This window comes from Compostimonas suwonensis (genome assembly GCF_002797855.1).
GTDB classification, from domain to species: domain Bacteria; phylum Actinomycetota; class Actinomycetes; order Actinomycetales; family Microbacteriaceae; genus Compostimonas; species Compostimonas suwonensis.
In genome coordinates this window covers 452,055-467,363 of the sequence record NZ_PGFB01000001.1, presented here as the reverse complement: position 1 = coordinate 467,363, position 15,309 = coordinate 452,055, and the positions used below count along the sequence as shown (strand labels likewise).

General features: G+C 70.3%; 16 protein-coding genes. 4 read left to right on the top strand and 12 right to left on the bottom strand.

What is annotated here, in order from left to right:
• Positions 1 to 31: 31 nt before the first annotated feature.
• The 4 genes from CLV54_RS02150 to CLV54_RS02135 all read right to left on the bottom strand — a co-directional run bounded on the left by CLV54_RS02150 (position 32) and on the right by CLV54_RS02135 (position 3,563).
• Positions 32 to 478: a hypothetical protein gene (locus CLV54_RS02150; RefSeq protein ID WP_100343303.1), complete on the bottom strand. Its 447-nt coding sequence runs from the start codon at positions 476 to 478 to the stop codon at positions 32 to 34.
• 20 nt (positions 479 to 498) lie between these two features.
• Complete coding sequence (locus tag CLV54_RS02145) at positions 499 to 687, bottom strand: hypothetical protein (protein ID WP_100343302.1); 189 nt, start codon at positions 685 to 687, stop codon at positions 499 to 501.
• Positions 688 to 705: 18 nt separating this feature from the next.
• Positions 706 to 1,173 carry a hypothetical protein gene (locus CLV54_RS02140; protein WP_157802773.1) on the bottom strand — a complete coding sequence of 156 codons (468 nt, stop codon included), beginning with the start codon at positions 1,171 to 1,173 and terminating at the stop codon, positions 706 to 708.
• Positions 1,174 to 1,400: 227 nt separating this feature from the next.
• Positions 1,401 to 3,563: an ATP-dependent Clp protease ATP-binding subunit gene (locus CLV54_RS02135; protein WP_100343300.1), complete on the bottom strand. Its 2,163-nt coding sequence runs from the start codon at positions 3,561 to 3,563 to the stop codon at positions 1,401 to 1,403.
• Between the two features lie 113 nt (positions 3,564 to 3,676).
• Between CLV54_RS02135 and CLV54_RS02130 the strand changes: the two genes are divergently transcribed.
• From CLV54_RS02130 to CLV54_RS02120, 3 genes are all read left to right on the top strand, one after another.
• Positions 3,677 to 4,171, top strand: coding sequence for a PPOX class F420-dependent oxidoreductase (locus CLV54_RS02130; protein ID WP_100343299.1), 495 nt, complete (start codon positions 3,677 to 3,679; stop codon positions 4,169 to 4,171).
• Positions 4,172 to 4,176: 5 nt separating this feature from the next.
• Positions 4,177 to 4,740 (top strand): histidine phosphatase family protein, encoded by a 564-nt coding sequence (locus tag CLV54_RS02125; protein ID WP_100343298.1) that lies wholly within the window; start codon positions 4,177 to 4,179, stop codon positions 4,738 to 4,740.
• Between the two features lie 206 nt (positions 4,741 to 4,946).
• Positions 4,947 to 6,290 (top strand): glycosyltransferase 87 family protein, encoded by a 1,344-nt coding sequence (locus tag CLV54_RS02120; protein WP_157802772.1) that lies wholly within the window; start codon positions 4,947 to 4,949, stop codon positions 6,288 to 6,290.
• Between the two features lie 91 nt (positions 6,291 to 6,381).
• Here the strand turns inward: CLV54_RS02120 and CLV54_RS02115 are convergent, their stop codons facing one another.
• Complete coding sequence (locus CLV54_RS02115; RefSeq protein WP_100343296.1) at positions 6,382 to 7,437, bottom strand: hypothetical protein; 1,056 nt, start codon at positions 7,435 to 7,437, stop codon at positions 6,382 to 6,384.
• A 275-nt stretch (positions 7,438 to 7,712) separates the two neighbouring features.
• On the opposite strand from CLV54_RS02115, the gene CLV54_RS02110 reads away from it, so the two are divergent.
• On the top strand, positions 7,713 to 8,354 hold the full coding sequence (locus CLV54_RS02110; protein WP_100343295.1) for a phosphoribosyltransferase: 642 nt from the start codon (positions 7,713 to 7,715) through the stop codon (positions 8,352 to 8,354).
• Here CLV54_RS02110 and CLV54_RS02105 read toward each other — a convergent pair.
• The 7 genes from CLV54_RS02105 to CLV54_RS02080 form a co-directional block, all read right to left on the bottom strand.
• Positions 8,314 to 9,459 carry a class I SAM-dependent methyltransferase gene (locus CLV54_RS02105; RefSeq protein WP_100343294.1) on the bottom strand — a complete coding sequence of 382 codons (1,146 nt, stop codon included), beginning with the start codon at positions 9,457 to 9,459 and terminating at the stop codon, positions 8,314 to 8,316. The genes CLV54_RS02110 and CLV54_RS02105 overlap by 41 nt on opposite strands.
• A 162-nt stretch (positions 9,460 to 9,621) precedes the next feature.
• Positions 9,622 to 9,825 (bottom strand): hypothetical protein, encoded by a 204-nt coding sequence (locus CLV54_RS17345; RefSeq protein WP_157802771.1) that lies wholly within the window; start codon positions 9,823 to 9,825, stop codon positions 9,622 to 9,624.
• 60 nt (positions 9,826 to 9,885) lie between these two features.
• A complete protein-coding gene (locus CLV54_RS02100; RefSeq protein ID WP_100343621.1) occupies positions 9,886 to 10,302 on the bottom strand; it encodes a heat shock protein transcriptional repressor HspR in 417 nt (138 codons plus the stop codon).
• Positions 10,303 to 10,358: 56 nt separating this feature from the next.
• Positions 10,359 to 11,354 carry a DnaJ C-terminal domain-containing protein gene (locus CLV54_RS02095; RefSeq protein WP_100343293.1) on the bottom strand — a complete coding sequence of 332 codons (996 nt, stop codon included), beginning with the start codon at positions 11,352 to 11,354 and terminating at the stop codon, positions 10,359 to 10,361.
• A gap of 72 nt (positions 11,355 to 11,426) precedes the next feature.
• Positions 11,427 to 12,071 (bottom strand): nucleotide exchange factor GrpE, encoded by a 645-nt coding sequence (locus CLV54_RS02090; protein WP_100343292.1) that lies wholly within the window; start codon positions 12,069 to 12,071, stop codon positions 11,427 to 11,429.
• A 2-nt stretch (positions 12,072 to 12,073) separates the two neighbouring features.
• The gene (dnaK, locus tag CLV54_RS02085) at positions 12,074 to 13,942 is read right to left on the bottom strand and encodes a molecular chaperone DnaK (protein ID WP_100343291.1); all 1,869 of its coding nucleotides are present in this window, start codon (positions 13,940 to 13,942) and stop codon (positions 12,074 to 12,076) included.
• 403 nt (positions 13,943 to 14,345) lie between these two features.
• Entirely contained in the window at positions 14,346 to 15,308 is a 963-nt protein-coding gene (locus CLV54_RS02080; protein WP_100343290.1) for an antibiotic biosynthesis monooxygenase, read from the bottom strand.
• Position 15,309 lies beyond the last annotated feature (1 nt).

Sequence of the window (15,309 nt, the reverse complement as noted above, 5' to 3'; positions counted from 1 at the left end):
AGGGCGGACGCGGGCGCGAGGCGCGGCATCCTCACCGTTCGCTCGACGCACCGCGCAGCTCGGCGCTCACGCTCGTCAGGTCGAGCCAGAGATTGGGGTGCAGCTCGAACCAGCCGCTCGCCTCCATGCCCGTGGTGTCGTAGGCGTCGGCGACGAGCGCCACGTCGTAGCCCTCCTCGGTCACGGTGAGGGGCAGGATGCCGGCGCGCACCCCTCCGCACGCGGAATCCGAGTCGGCCCGGCGCGCGCTGTCGGCGATCAGGCAGATCGTCTCGATGCCCCGATCGTCGTGTGCGAGCCCGACGAAGAAGTCGGTGCCCGCCAGGCCGGTGAGGAAGCGGGTGCTCTTGGGGTCGAGCCCGGCGGTCTGCACCTGGAGGGTCTTGCGGGTCACGACGACATAGGGGCTCGAGTCGGACGGCCGGTAGAGGGGCAGCACGTCGAGCTGCTTCTGGGGCTGATCCAGGAGTGCGATCATGGGTGCGTTCGAGCAGGCTGTCAGGGCGGCGGCCGCCCCGACAGCAGTCGTCGCAAGGAGGGCGAGCACACGGGCACGGGCGCCGCCGGCAGAACCGGCACGACCTCGACCAGCACGAGCGGCGCGATCGTCATCGCCACGGCGAGCGCGAGCCCGATGCCCCGCGCCCTGCCCGCCACGGCGAGCGCCGGCCCGGCCGGAGCTCTCACGACCCCCGACGCCGCCGTTCATCGCCCCTCCTCGACGAGCGCCCACAGGTTGTCGGCGACCTCCTGCCAGCCCGCCTCCGTGAGCTGATCGGCGGGATACCGGTCGGCGACGAGGGCGTAGCGGTCGCCGTCGTGCTCGAGAATGAGGGGCTGCTCGCGCACGCCGCCGCAGCTGGAGCTCCAGCTCAGCGGGTCGCTGGGCACCCGGCGCACGAGGCAGATGCTCTCGACTCCCCCCAGCACGCGAGTGGCGACATAGAAGAAGGCGCCGCCCGACTGCCCGAGGAAGCGTGTGCTGGCCGGATCGACCATCCGCGTGTGGCGCATGGGCCGGATCGTGTCCTCCCGCGCCTGCGGCTCGTCGAGCGCGGCGATCAGGGAAGGGCCCGAGCACCCGGCGAGCATCCCGTCGACGGCGACCGCGACGAGCACGGCGGCCATCCGGCAGCACCGGTGGGGCGAGTGCGTGCTCTCGCGTCCTGCCATCGGGCTCACCACCTCTCGCCTCCTCCTCATCCTCCTCCCCGCGAGTCTCCGGGGCGAGGGGGCGTCGGCTCGCCCACCCCTCTCCGCTCACCCGTCAACTCAAAACGACGGAGATTCGCGCCTCCAGGGCCGGAAAAACGCCCAAACCGCCCATTGTGAGCGAAATCTCCGTCGTTTTGAGTCAGGCAGAGCAGGCAGGGCAGGGCAGAGCAGGCAGGATGCCGCGGCTAGAGCGCCTCGGAGGGCGAGACCGCCGCGACCCTGAGCTCGTCGTGCGCCGAGTCGAGGTCGACGCGCACGGTGTCGCCGTCGCGGATCTCGCCGGCGAGCAGCGAGCGTGCGAGCCTGTCGTCGATCTCGTGCTGCATGAGCCGGCGCAGCGGGCGCGCGCCGTAGATCGGGTCGTAGCCGCGCTCGGCGAGCCAGGCACGCGCATCCGGTGTCACGGCGAGCTCGAGTCTGCGCTCCCCGAGCCGGCGCTGCAGCCGGTCGACGTAGAGCGAAACGATCTGGCCGAGATCGTCCTGGCTCAGCGTGGAGAACACGACGATGTCGTCGAGACGGTTCACGAACTCGGGCTTGAAGGCCTGCCGCACGAGGGTCTGCACGGCCTCCTCCTTCTGCTCGGGCGTGAGCGCGGGGTCGACGAGGTACTGCGAGCCCAGGTTGGAGGTGAGGATGAGGATGACGTTGCGGAAGTCGACCGTGCGACCCTGCCCGTCGGTGAGGCGCCCGTCATCCAGCACCTGCAGCAGCACGTCGAAGACCTCCGGGTGCGCCTTCTCGACCTCGTCGAGCAGGATCACGGAGTACGGCCGGCGGCGCACGGCCTCGGTCAGCTGCCCGCCCTGCTCGTAACCGACATAGCCGGGAGGGGCGCCGACGAGGCGCGAGACGGAGAACTTCTCGCCGTACTCGCTCATGTCGATGCGCACCATGGCCTTCTCGTCGTCGAAGAGGAACTCGGCGAGCGCCTTCGCGAGCTCGGTCTTGCCGACGCCCGTCGGCCCGAGGAAGAGGAACGAGCCCGTGGGCCGGTCGGGGTCGGAGATGCCGGCGCGGGTGCGGCGCACCGCCTCCGCGACCGCACGTACCGCCTTCTTCTGCCCGATGAGCCGCTTGCCGAGCTCGTTCTCGAGGTTCAGGAGCTTCTCGGTCTCACCCTGCATCAGACGGCCGACGGGGATGCCCGTCCACGCGGCGATCACGGCCGCGATGTCCTCCGCCGTCACCTGGTCGTTGACCATCCGCGGCCCGTCGGATTCGGCCTCCTCCGCCTCGGCGAGCTCGCGCTCGAGCACGGGGATCTCACCGTAGAGCAGGCGCGAGGCCTGCTCGAGGTTGCCTTCGCGCTGGGCCCGCTCGGCGCGCATCCTCGCGTTGTCGAGCTTCTCCTTCAGCTCGCCGACCCGGTTGAGGGCGGCCCGCTCCTTGTCCCATGCGGCCTGCAGCTCGGCGAGCCGCGACTCGCGCTCGCGCAGGTCGTCGCGCAGCTTGGCGAGGCGATCCTTCGAGGCGTCGTCCTTCTCCTTCTTGAGCGCGAGCTCCTCGAGCGTGAGGCGGTCGACGCTGCGGCGCAGCTCGTCGATCTCGACGGGGGCCGAGTCGATCTCCATCCGCAGACGCGAGGCGGCCTCGTCGATGAGGTCGATGGCCTTGTCGGGCAGCTGCCTCGCCGTGATGTAGCGATGGGAGAGGGATGCCGCGGCCACGAGCGCGGCGTCGGCGATCGAGACCTTGTGGTGCGCCTCGTAGCGCTCCTTGAGCCCGCGCAGGATCGCGACCGTGTCCTCCACCGAGGGCTCGCCGACGTACACCTGCTGGAAGCGGCGTTCGAGCGCGGCGTCCTTCTCGATGAACTCGCGGTACTCGTTGAGGGTCGTCGCCCCGATGAGCCGCAGCTCGCCACGCGCGAGCATGGGCTTGAGCATGTTGGACGCCGCGACCGAGCCCTCCCCGCCGCCCGCGCCCATCAGGGTGTGCAGCTCGTCGACGAAGGTGATGATCTCGCCGTCGGCGTCGTTGATCTCCTTGAGCACGGCCTTGAGCCGCTCCTCGAACTGGCCGCGGTACATGGCGCCCGCGACGAGGGCCGCGAGGTCGAGCGAGACAAGCTGCTTGCCTTTGAGCGAGTCGGCGACGTCGCCGGCGACGATGCGCTGGGCGAGCCCTTCGACGACGGCGGTCTTGCCGACGCCGGGCTCGCCGATGAGCACGGGGTTGTTCTTGGTGCGCCGAGTGAGCACCTGGCTCACCCGGCGGATCTCGGCGTCGCGGCCGATCACGGGGTCGAGCTTGCCGCTCTTGGCGATGTCGGTGAGGTTGATGCCGTACTGCTCGAGTGCGCTCTGCTGCTCATCACCCTGCGGCGGCTGCTGCCCTGGCTGCATTGTGGCTCTTCTTTCCTTCGTGTCGAGTGCGTGATACTTGAGTCGCCTCGGCTCAAGTTTATCCCCGCCCGGGATCCACCGCCAGTGCCTGGAAGCCCTAACCTGGAGAGACCATGTCGAATTCCGCGCCCGCTCCGAGCTCCACGCCCACCCCCGATGCGCATTCGCCCGCGACACCTCCGGCATCCGCGGCATCGTCGGCGTCCGCGGCATCCGCATCGCCCGTCTTGAACGCCGAGGAACGCGCCCTCGTCGCCGGCCCCGCGGTCGCGATCGTCGCGACCCTCGAGCCCGACGGCCGGCCGCAGCAGTCGGTGGTCTGGATCGACCTCGACGACGACGAGCTCGTCTTCAGCACCACTCGCGCCCGCCGCAAGGCGAGCAACCTCGAACGCGACCCGCGCGCGAGCATCCTCGTGATGGCCGAGGGCGACGCCGACCGCTACCTCGAGGTGCGCGGAACCGTGACCCTGCACGACGACACCGACCGCAGCGTCGTCAACGCGCTCGCCCGCAAGTACACGGGCGGCGACTTCGGCGGCGACGGCCCGGGGGCCCAGCGGGTCACGGTGCGCCTGCGCCCCACGACCGTGCGGCGGAAGGGCTGAGCGCCGTGACCACCACAACCCTCGCCCTCATCCGGCACGGCCAGACCGACTGGAACGCGATGATGCGCATCCAGGGCTCGACCGACATCCCCCTCAACGACACCGGCCGACAGCAGGCGAGGGATGCCGCGGCCTCCCTCGTGGCCACGGACTGGGATCTCGTCGTCTCCTCCCCGCTCTCCCGTGCCGCCGAGACGGCCGACATCATCGCCACGGCCCTGGGCTTCACGGTCAGCGAGCGGCTGCCCGAGCTCGCGGAGCGGCACTACGGCCCGGCGGAGGGCCTGAGCGGCGGCGAGGAGCTCGACGCGCTGCGGGAGCCCGGCGGCTTCCGCGGCGCCGAGCCCGAGACGAGTGTCGTGGGTCGCGGCATCCGCTCGCTCTCCGCGCTGGCCGAAAGGCACCCCGGCGCGCGCATTCTCGTCGTCTCGCACGGTGCGCTCATCAGGCTGACGACGACCGAGCTGCTCGGCGAGCCGGTCGAGCCGATCGACAACGCGGCGCTCACGCTCATCCGTCACCGGCCGCAGAGCTGGTCGGTCGAGCTCGTCAACGGCAGCCCCGTCTGAGCGCGCCTCGAAGCGCGGGTCCAGGCCCCGATCCGAGCGCCTGCGAGCCCGGATCCGAGCACGTCACGGGCCCGATTCGACCCGCAGATCGAGGCGGACACCGGCCTCTCATACGATCTGGACACCTAAAAGTCACTTTTGGTTCCTATACTGACGACGCACCACTCCGCAAAGCGGTGCAGAGGCACAGAGTGAGGGGCAACTGGATGACGTCAACGCTCGACCAGATCGACGAGAGCCTCCGTCGCACTCTCCGGACACGGCGTTTCTCGTGGTTCACCCGACCGAGGGCCCTGCTCTGGGGCTTCATCGGTCTTCACCTGCTCTTCTTCGCGGCCCTCGCGCCCACGATCGTCTCGGGCGGAACGCTCGGCGACCTGCCGCTCTACCGCGAGTGGGCGATGCAGGGCTGGGAGGTCGGCTACTGGCAGGGCATCGACGTGCCCTGGGTCTACCCGATCGGCGCCATGCTGCCCATCGGCCTCTCCAACATCCTCGGCGCCTACATGTACCAGTTCGTCTGGTTCCTCATCACGACCGCGCTCAACGGCGCGGCGATCTGGGTGCTCACCGACCGCGGCCGTCGCATCCCGGCCTACAAGGGCGCGTGGTGGTTCCTGCTCATCACCCTCATCCTGAGCCCGGTCGCGCTGCTCCGTCTCGAGGGCATCACCGCCCCTCTCGTCGTCATGGGGCTCGTCTGGCTCGGCCGGCGGCCCGTCGTGGCGACCCTGCTGCTGACCCTCGCGACCTGGATCAAGGTCTGGCCGGCCGCCGTCATCCTCGCGGCCCTCGCCGCCGTGCCCCGTCGCGCCACGGTCTTCGTGACGGGCGCCCTCGCGAGCGTGGGCGTCGCGGCGACCGTGTGGTCGGTCGGCGGTCTCGCGAACCTCACGAGCTTCCTCACCGTGCAGTCCGACCGCGCCCTGCAGCTCGAGGCCCCGGTCACGACCCCGTGGGTCTGGCTGGCCGTCTTCGGCATCAAGAACACGACGATCTACGAGAACACCGACATCGCGACGCGAGAGGTCATCGGCCCGTACAGCGAGATCGCGGCATCCCTCATGGACCCGCTGATGATCATCGCCTTCGTCACCGTGCTCACCCTCGTGGTGTGGGCCCGCCGCCGCGGAGCCCCGATCTTCTCGGTGCTGCTCTACGGCTCCCTCGCCCTCGCCGTGAGCCTCGTCCTCTTCAACAAGGTCGGCTCGCCGCAGTACATGCTGTGGCTCACCCCCATCGTCGCGGTCGGCATCGCCGACAGCTGGCGCCGCTGGCGGGTCGCGGCCTATCTGCTGACCGTGATCGGGCTCCTGACGACGCTCATCTTCCCGATCTTCTACCTGCCCCTCGCCGACGGCGACCCGGCCGCCGCCCTGCTCCTGACGGCGCGCAACGCCCTCGTCGTCGTGCTCATGGGCTGGGCGGTCGTGCAGATCGTGCGGGTCGGCATCGCCGCGCGCCTCACCCGGCCGACGAGCGTCTCCGCGCTCGTGACGGCGGATGCCGCGGCGAGCCCGAGCCCGTCGGCGCGCACCCAGAACGCCTGAGCCGGGCGGCACCGGCTTCCCCGGCCGTCGCGCCACCCTCGGCGTCGCGCCGCCGGCGGCCCGGGCAGACGCGGGCCGGTACTCCGGACGTCTACCCGGCCGTCGCCCCGCCCACGAGGATGCGCCCCGTGCCGTTGTCGTAGCCGACGCTGCGCCCGACGAAGAACGCGTTGCCCGTGTTGAAGTCGCCGTCGTCGATCGAGTTGTAGACGACGAGCTCGTGGGTCGAGTCATCCGCCGTCCACTCGAGGAAGGGGCTCGTGCCGTCGGGGGTCGCGACCGCGACCGGGGTGCCGGGCCGCACCGTTCCGAGGCGGGTCTGCGGGTCGTCGCCCGTGACGGGCACCGTGCGGGTCACCGGGGCGAACTGATCGCCCGCGATCATGCCGCTCGGCGCCCCCGAGTCGATCATCGTCGTGGTGCACTGCGAGCCCTCGCCCACCGCCCAGCACAGCTCGACCTCCCTGTCGTAGACGGGAACGCCGTCGGGGTAGCTCCTCGGATCGCCGGGCGAGGTGTGCGGATCCGCGCTCAGCGCCGTGGCGCCCGGGAGCTGCGGGGCGCCGAGGCTCAGGATGCCGGTGTCGGGGCCGAAGTCGAGGGTGTGGCCGGCCCGCTCCGCCGCGACATCCAGCTGCCGCAGCGGCGAGTAGAAGTCGATGCTCGCCTCGCCGGCGGGCACGCTCGTGTAGCCCTGGCCGATGCCGAGCACGCCGTCGATGTCGCTCAGGCCGTCCCAGACGCAGCCGCCCGGGCAGTCGGCCTCGAGCAGCGCGACCCGTGATGCCGTGTGGCCGCCGATCGAGAACGCGGCGGTCGTGAGGGGGCCCTCGGCCGAGACCCCCACGTAGTCGACCGAGTACCGCCCGCCCGTGGCGCTCGTGCCCTCGAGACCGGTCGTCATCACGAGGCCGTGCGAGCCCGTGTCGAGGATGACGCGATAGGAGCTCGACGAGGAGCCGACGCGCACCTCCACGATCGGGTAGAACCGGCCTCCGCCGTCGGGCGTGCGCTCGAAGGAGACCGGAACGGAGCCGGGCGTCGCGCCCGGATCGCCCGGGCCGCCCGTTCCGCCCGCGCCGAGCGGCCCCGCGCAGGCGCCGAGCACGAGGAGCGGAGGCAGCAGCAGGGCTGCGGCGAGCGGCATCCGGCGAATACGTCGCGGGGCCGCAGCCGGAGCGGGCGAGGGGGTCGAAGCAGGACCCGGGGCCGTCGACCGGGCAGACGGGCGCGCGGATCCGCCGTCCCCTGCCCTCCCGCCAGCGACCATGCTCGACCCGATCGGTTCGCGGCCCGATGCCGGGCCTGCACACAGTGTGCCCCACCACGGCGTTCCTCCACCACGGCGTCCCCACCGCAGTGGGCAGCGCGCGGGTGACGGCACAACGCGACAGGCGCACAATGGTGGGAGGAGATGGTCGTATGTTCCGAGACAGAGCGGATGCCGGCCTCGAACTCGCTCGCCGGCTCGAGCCCTTCCGCGGCACCGCACCCGTCGTGCTCGGCCTGCCGCGCGGAGGCGTTCCCGTCGCGGCCGTGGTCGCGCGGCACCTCGCAGCGCCGCTCGACGTCGTCGTCGTGCGCAAGCTCGGTGTTCCGCGCAGCGCCGAGCTCGCGATGGGGGCCATCGGCGAAGACGGCGCTCGTCTCGTCGACGAGGCTATCGTGGCATCCTTCGGTGTGACCGAGGAGCAGTTGCGGCGGGTGGAGCGCCGCGAACGCCGCGAGCTGGAGCGCCGGGTCGGGCTCTACCGGGGCGGCCGCCCCGCCGTGCCGCTGCGGGGCACGACCGCGATCGTCGTCGACGACGGGATCGCCACGGGGGCCACCGCGCGCGTGGCCTGCCGGGTCGTGCGCGCACGCGGCGCCCGGCACATCGTGCTCGCCGCGCCCGTCGCCCCGCGCGACTGGGCGGTGCGCCCCGGCGACGACGCAGACGAGCTCGTCTGCGTGCACCAGCCGTGGGCGTTCTTCGCCGTCGGGCAGGACTACGCCGACTTCTCTCAGACGAGCGACGCGGAGGTCATCGCGATTCTGGCTCGCGCGCCCGACGCGACACCGTGACCGTGAACTTCGGGTTGCGCCCCGCGATGCGCGTCTGACCCACCGTGCGCTCGAGCGCGGCGCGGTAGCCGAGATGCGTGTTGAAGACCGTCCACAGCTCCCCGCCCGGGCGCAGCACCCGGCCCGCGTCGGCGAGCATCCGCAGGGCCACCCCGGCGTGCACGGCCGAGCCGCTGTGGAAGGGCGGGTTGCACACGATGAGGTCGGCGCTCGCGTCGGGCCGCCCGTCGAGCGCGTCCTCGCGCACGACCGCCACACGGTCGGCGAGCCCGTTGGCGAGCATCGTCTCCCGAGCGGATGCCACGGCTGCGGCCGAATGGTCGACCGCGACGACCGCGAGCTGGGGCCGTGCCACCGCGAGTGCCGCGGCGAGCACCCCCGTGCCGCTGCCGAGGTCGATCGCGTCGCGTGCGCGCGGGAGCATCTCGGGCAGGAAGTCGAGCAGGAAGCGGGTGCCGATGTCGAGCGTCGCGCCGGCGAACGCGCCGCCGTGCGCGCTCACGACGATCGGCGGGCGCTCGAGCCGCGTGGTCACGGGGAAGCGGGGCTCGTCGGCCGGGCGTCTCGGCTGCGAGACGATGAGGGCGCGGGACTTCTGCCGTGCGCGGGTCGCCTGCACCTCGGCGAAGGAGCGCGCGAAGACCTCGTTCATCGCGGGTGTCATGTGCTTGAGCCTGCCACCGGCATAGACGGTTACCGATTCGCGGGCATACCGCGCGATCGCCTGCGACCACTCGTCGATCTCGGCGAGGCTGCGCGGCAGCTGCATGAGCACCACCCGCGCTCCGGCGAGCAGCTGCTCGTCGAGGGCGTGCGAGGCGAACTCGGCCTCGAGCCCGAGCGCCCGGGCGTTGGCCGCGAGGGCGAGCTCGCCGAGCAGGGAGTCCTGGTGCACACGGATGCCGCGGCATCCGTGCAGGGCGATCGCGCCGAGTGTCAGCGCGCCGTAGTCGTCTCCCACCACGACGACCTCGCCGGGTGCGGCCGCCTCGAGGGCGTGCGCCGCCTCGTCGAGGATGAGCCGGTCGCTCGCGTCGCTCGCGAAGAGGTTGGGGGCTTCGAGGTCGGGGTGGCGGCGGAGCGCCTCGAACGAGAACTCGCTCATCGTCGCGCTCCCTCGGAAACAATGCTCGCGCGGGAGAGGCGGGCAGGCGAGGCGAGGCGAGCAGGAGCGGCCGGGCAGGCAGGAGAGGCACGGCGGGCAGGAGGGATGGGGCGGGCACTACGCAGGGATGGCATCACCCCGACGGTACACGCCCGCGCGCCGCTACCGCAGCCGCCCCGGCCCCACGGCTGTGTCTCCGAACACCTCCAGTTGCGCCGTTCGGCGCCCCTCGTTCAGCGTGTTCGGTGTCTTCGGTGTGTTCGGTGCCGCTTGGTCGACGGCGTTCGGTGCCAAATGCAGGAGTTCCGGGAGTCGGCGCGGGAAAATACCGGAGAATTCGGCCACCGCGCCCACGATCTCCTGCATGTGGGAAAAGACGACGAGCTGGCAAGACAGGCAGCGGGGTCGATGCGGCACAGCGCAGCGTCAGCCCTGGTCGAGCGGACGCCAGATGGCGATCTGGTTGCTGCGGCGCACCCGTGTGCCGTGGCGCAGCGAGATGACCTCGCCCTCGACCCCGGCGGCGAAGACGCGGCGCCCGGGCCGGTTGAGCATCTCGGTGGCGAGGGCTGATTCGAGCTCGCGCACACGGTCGCTCAGGTGCGTGACCTGGTCTTCGAGCTCGAGGATGCGGCGGATGCCTTCGAGGCTCACGCCCTCGGTGCCCAGACGGGCGATCTCGCGCAGGCGCACGACGTCGCGCATCGAGTACCGGCGGGACTTGCCCGCCGTGCGGCCGGGGCTCACGAGGCCGAGCCTGTCGTACTGGCGCAGGGTCTGCGGATGCATGCCCGCGAGATCAGCCGCGATCGAGATGACGAAGATCGGGCTCTCCGGGCTCAGGCCGGTGTCGGGGCCGGGCCCGCCGCCGTCTCCGGATCCCGAGTTGCGCGCCACGATCAGCCCTTCGCCCTCGCGAGCAGGTCGTCGCGCGGGTTCTCCTGCGGCAGCAGGGCGTCGAAGCCCTCGAGCGCGGCCTTGGCCTCGTCGCTCAGGTGCGAGGGAACCGCGATCTGCACGACGGCGAGCAGGTCGCCCGTGCCCTTCGCGCTCGCGACCCCCCGGCCCTTGACGCGCAGCACGCGCCCGCTGGGGGTGCCGGGCGCGACACGGAGCTTGACGGGGTCGCCGCCGAGCGTCGGCACCTCGATGGTCGCGCCGAGGGCCGCCTCCGCGAAGGTCACCGGCACGGTGACCCGCAGGTTGAGCCCGTCGCGCTCGAAGACGGGGTGTTTGCGCACGGTCACGGTCAAAACGATGTCTCCTGCTTCGCCGCCATCGGGGCTCGGCTGCCCTTTCCCGCGGAGTTTGATCTTCTGACCGTCTGCGACGCCCGCGGGGATCTTGACCTTGATCGGTCGCCCCTCCGCGGTCTGCAGGGTGATCGTGTCGCCTTTGGTGGCGGTGAGGAAGTCGATCGTCGTCGACGCCACCACGTCGCGGCCGCGCGAGGGCCCGCCGTAGCCGCGGTATCCGCCGCTCGGGCTGCCGAAGCCGCCCCCGCCGTTGAAGATACCGCCGAGGATGTCGTCGTACTCACCCTGCTGGAAGGTGTAGTTCTGCCCGCGGGCGCCACGGCCACCGCCGAACATGCCGCCGAAGACGTCTTCGAAGCCGCCCGCCTGGCCTCCGCCGCCCGGCGCCGTGAAGCGCGCGCCCGATCCCATCGCGCGCACCTGGTCGTACTCCTTGCGCTGCTCGGGGTCGGAGAGCACGGCGTTCGCCTCGCTGATCTCCTTGAACTTCGCCTCGGATGCCGCGTCCCCCGGGTTCGAGTCCGGGTGGTACTTGCGGGCGAGCTTGCGATAGGTCTTCTTGAGCTCTGCGTCGCTCACGTCTTTGGACACGCCGAGGACCTTGTAGAAGTCCTTGTCGAACCAATCCTGACTTGCCATCCCAGACCTTGCTCTTCTGCCCGTGGGCCGCCGGAGCGGCCCACGGGATCGTTGTTGTTCGGCTTGTGCTGCCTAAGCGGGAACGGAGACGACGACCTTCGCGGCGCGAAGGAGCGTCGACCCGATCGTATAGCCGGTCTCGACGACGTCGGCGATCGTCTCGCTCGTGGCCTCCGGGTTCGGCTGCTGGAAGATCGCCTCGTGGAGGTTCGGGTCGAACTGCTCCCCGACCGCTCCGAAGGGCTTGAGCCCCAGCCGCTCGACGCTCGCGCGGAGCTTCGCCGCGATCGAGACGAACGGGCCCTCGGCGAGATCGCCGTGCTTCTCGGCGCGGTCGAGGTCGTCGAGCACGGGCAGGAGGAGCTTGACGACATCCCCCGTCGTGCGCTCGCGCTCGACCTCGCGGTTGGCCTCGGTGCGCTTGCGGTAGTTCGCGTACTCGGCGGTCACCCGCTGGAGGTCGGCGAGGCGTTCCGCGGCGAGCTCCTCCGCCGACGTCTGACCGGAGAGGAAGCTCAGGTCGGCATCGGTGAGGGTGGTCTCGACATCCGGGTCCTCCGACTGCACGAAGGAGTCGTCCGCCGGTGCGGAGTCGACGGGCTCAGCCGCCGGCTCCGCATCCGCTGGAGGCTGACGAACCCGACCGGTCTCCGGGTCGATGCGTCGCTTGTCGCGGATGATCGGCTCTTCGTTCTCGTTCTGGTTCTCGTCGCCCATGACTACTTGGTGTCCTTCGGCTCGTCGTCTTCCACGACCTCGGCGTCGACGACGTCCTCATCGGAGGAGGCGTCGGCGGGAGCGCCGTCGGCCGGAGCGGACTCGCCCGCCGCGGCATCCGCCTGCGACTTCGCGTAGAGCGCCTCGCCGATGCGGCCCTGGCTCTGGTTGAGCTTGTCGAAGGCGGTCTTGACCGCGTCGTCGTCGTCACCGGCGAGCGCCGTCTTGAGCGCGTCGACATCGCCCTTGACCTCGGACTTGACGTCGTCGGGCAGCTTGTCGTCGTTCTCGCTCAGGAGCTTGTCGATCGAGTAGGCGAGCTGCTCGGCCGTGTTGCGGGTCTCGGCGGCCTCGCGGCGGCGCTGATCCTCCGCGGCGTGCTCCTCGCCCTCGCGCACCATACGCTCGATGTCGTCCTTCGACAGCGCGCTGCCGCCGGAGATCGTGATCTTCTGCTCCTTGCCGGTGCCCTTGTCGCGGGCGGAGACCTGCACGATGCCGTTGGCGTCGATGTCGAAGGTCACCTCGACCTGCGGGATGCCGCGGGGCGCCGGGGCGATGCCGCTGAGCTCGAAGGTCCCGAGCGGCTTGTTGTCGCGGGTGAACTCGCGCTCGCCCTGGAAGACCTGGATCGCGACGGACGGCTGGTTGTCGTCCGCCGTCGTGAAGGTCTCCGACCGCTTGGTGGGGATCGCGGTGTTGCGCTCGATGAGCTTCGTCATGATGCCGCCCTTGGTCTCGATGCCGAGGCTCAGGGGAGTCACGTCGATGAGCAGCACGTCCTTGCGCTCGCCCTTGAGGACGCCGGCCTGGAGGGCGGCGCCGACGGCGACGACCTCGTCCGGGTTGACGCCCTTGTTGGGCTCCTTGCCGGTCTCCTTCTTCACGAGCTCGCTCACGGCGGGCATACGCGTCGAGCCGCCGACGAGCACGACGTGCGCGATGTCGCCGACCTTGATGCCGGCCTCGCGGATGACGTCTTCGAAGGGCTTCTTCGTGCGGTCGAGCAGATCCTTGGTGAGGTCTTCGAACTTCGCGCGGGAGAGGGTCTCGTCGAGGTTGGCGGGGCCGTTCTCGGTCAGCGAGAGGTAGGGCAGCTGGATGCTCGCGCTCGTGGAGCTCGAGAGCTCCTTCTTCGCCTGCTCGGCGGCCTCCTTGAGGCGCTGCTTCGCGATCTTGTCGTTCGAGACGTCGACACCGGTCGACTCCTTGAAGCGCTGGATGAGCCAGTCGACGATGCGCTGATCCCAGTCGTCGCCGCCGAGGCGGTTGTCGCCGGCGGTCGAGCGCACCTGGATGGTGGAGAAGTCGTCGTCTTTGCCCACTTCGAGCAGCGAGACGTCGAAGGTTCCGCCACCGAGGTCGAAGACGAGGATGAGCTCGTCCTCCTTGCCCTTGTCGAGGCCGTAGGCGAGGGCGGCGGCGGTCGGCTCGTTGATGATGCGCAGCACGTTGAGGCCCGCGATCTCACCGGCCTCCTTGGTCGCCTGGCGCTCGGAGTCGTTGAAGTAGGCGGGAACCGTGATGACCGCGTCGGTCACGGTGTCGCCGAGGTACTGCTCGGCGTCGCGCTTGAGCTTCGCGAGGATGCGTGCCGAGATCTCCTGCGGCGTGTACTTCTTGCCGTCGACGTCGAAGCCCCAGTCGGTGCCCATGTGACGCTTGACCGACGAGATCGTGCGGTCGACGTTGGTGACGGCCTGGCGCTTCGCGGTCTCGCCGACGAGCACCTCCCCGTCTTTCGTGAAGGCGACGACCGAGGGCGTCGTGCGGAAGCCCTCGGCGTTGGCGATGACGGTGGGCTCTCCACCCTCGAGGACGGCGACCACCGAGTTGGTGGTTCCCAGGTCGATACCTACTGCACGTGACATATTTTTCTTTCTCCTTCTGGATGTCGTGAACACCCGATGGCCGAGCCCCTGTGGTCGCAGCCAAAGTCATCACAAGACTTGAGCCTTGTTGACTCAAGTGTTTCACCACCCGGATATCGCTGTCAAGTCGATTCGAAAAAAGTTGAGTCGACTCTGCTCAACTTTTCTGCGACGATCGTCTTCGGGCAGCTCGCCCGGCATCCTGCAGTGGGTTCCGGCCTCGCCGCCTGACCCCGCCGCCTGCCCCCTCTCGCCGACTCACAACGACGGAACAGAACTCAAAACGACGGAGATATGGCCGGAAATCCCGCCAAACTCCCGTTTTCGGCCCAAAATTGACAGAATCTCCGTCGTTTTGAGTTCCGTCGTTGTGAGTTCCGTCGTTGTGAGTCGGCGACGAGGCTCAGAACGAGAGCAGCCAGGCGTAGAGCGCCATCGACAGCGCGTACAGCACCACGATCACCAGATAGCCGAGCAGCTGCACCCGCACCGGCTGCCGCGGCTTCAGCCACCAGCCGAAGCGCTTGAACGCCCACGGCACGAGCAACCAGCCGAGCAGCTGCGTGCTCACGAGGTTGCCGATGAACAGCGACAGCCAGATGGGCACCCCGTGCGAGTCGATGAGCGGCGCGCTCACGAAATAGCCCCACAGGTACACGAGCGGGTAGAGCATAAGCAGCACGAGCAGGTTGTTCTTGAAGATCGGCTCCTGTTCCCGTGCGCCCTGAGACCAGAATCCGAAGCCGTAGTTCGCCCTCGTGAGCGTGAGCTGCGCGTTGAACCGCTCGCCCTCCTTCAGCAGGCGGGCGCGCTGCGGCGAGCCCAGCCAGGCCTCCAGGTGCTCGTGGCTGTCGAAGCTCAGCAGCACCACCCAGTCGTCCTGCACGCCCGGAACGGGGCGCTCGACCTTGTGGCCGACGAAACCCTCGAACCGCGCCTCCGCCGCCGAGACGGCGCGCTGCCAGACCAGGAACTCCGGCTCCAGCTCCACGGGAACCCGGCTCGAGATGAGAACGGATGCCGCCTCCGACGGATGCCGCGCCTCCTCCGTGAACAGGTGCACGTCGTCGTCGCCCACGAACATGCCCTCGATGTCGGCGAGGAGGCGGGCGCGGTCGTCGCTGCGCAACCAGGCTCGCGCGGCATCCGCGTCGCTGAACCGCTCGACGATGATCCAGTCGGCCTGCACGGGCAGGTCGGGCTCGAGAACACGCCTGTCGACGAAGCCGGGCCAGGCCGCGATCACGGCGCCCAGCCGCCGTTGCCACGCGCGGTAGGCCTCCGCGCTCTCCTCGGCCAGCCGCCGGTGGATGACGATGGTCACGAGACCCGAGGCCTCCCCGGCCTGCGGGCTGCCGCCCGGCATC

Coding starts and splice junctions, on each gene's coding strand:
- CLV54_RS02150 (WP_100343303.1), bottom strand. CDS start 478: ATGATCGCACTCCTGGATCAGCCCCAGAAGCAGCTCGACGTGCTGCCC.
- CLV54_RS02140 (WP_157802773.1), bottom strand. CDS start 1,173: ATGGCAGGACGCGAGAGCACGCACTCGCCCCACCGGTGCTGCCGGATG.
- CLV54_RS02135 (WP_100343300.1), bottom strand. CDS start 3,563: ATGCAGCCAGGGCAGCAGCCGCCGCAGGGTGATGAGCAGCAGAGCGCA.
- CLV54_RS02130 (WP_100343299.1), top strand. CDS start 3,677: ATGTCGAATTCCGCGCCCGCTCCGAGCTCCACGCCCACCCCCGATGCG.
- CLV54_RS02120 (WP_157802772.1), top strand. CDS start 4,947: ATGACGTCAACGCTCGACCAGATCGACGAGAGCCTCCGTCGCACTCTC.
- CLV54_RS02115 (WP_100343296.1), bottom strand. CDS start 7,437: ATGCCGCTCGCCGCAGCCCTGCTGCTGCCTCCGCTCCTCGTGCTCGGC.
- CLV54_RS02110 (WP_100343295.1), top strand. CDS start 7,713: ATGTTCCGAGACAGAGCGGATGCCGGCCTCGAACTCGCTCGCCGGCTC.
- CLV54_RS02105 (WP_100343294.1), bottom strand. CDS start 9,459: ATGAGCGAGTTCTCGTTCGAGGCGCTCCGCCGCCACCCCGACCTCGAA.
- CLV54_RS17345 (WP_157802771.1), bottom strand. CDS start 9,825: ATGCAGGAGATCGTGGGCGCGGTGGCCGAATTCTCCGGTATTTTCCCG.
- CLV54_RS02095 (WP_100343293.1), bottom strand. CDS start 11,354: ATGGCAAGTCAGGATTGGTTCGACAAGGACTTCTACAAGGTCCTCGGC.
- CLV54_RS02090 (WP_100343292.1), bottom strand. CDS start 12,071: ATGGGCGACGAGAACCAGAACGAGAACGAAGAGCCGATCATCCGCGAC.
- dnaK (WP_100343291.1), bottom strand. CDS start 13,942: ATGTCACGTGCAGTAGGTATCGACCTGGGAACCACCAACTCGGTGGTC.
- CLV54_RS02080 (WP_100343290.1), bottom strand. CDS start 15,308: ATGCCGGGCGGCAGCCCGCAGGCCGGGGAGGCCTCGGGTCTCGTGACC.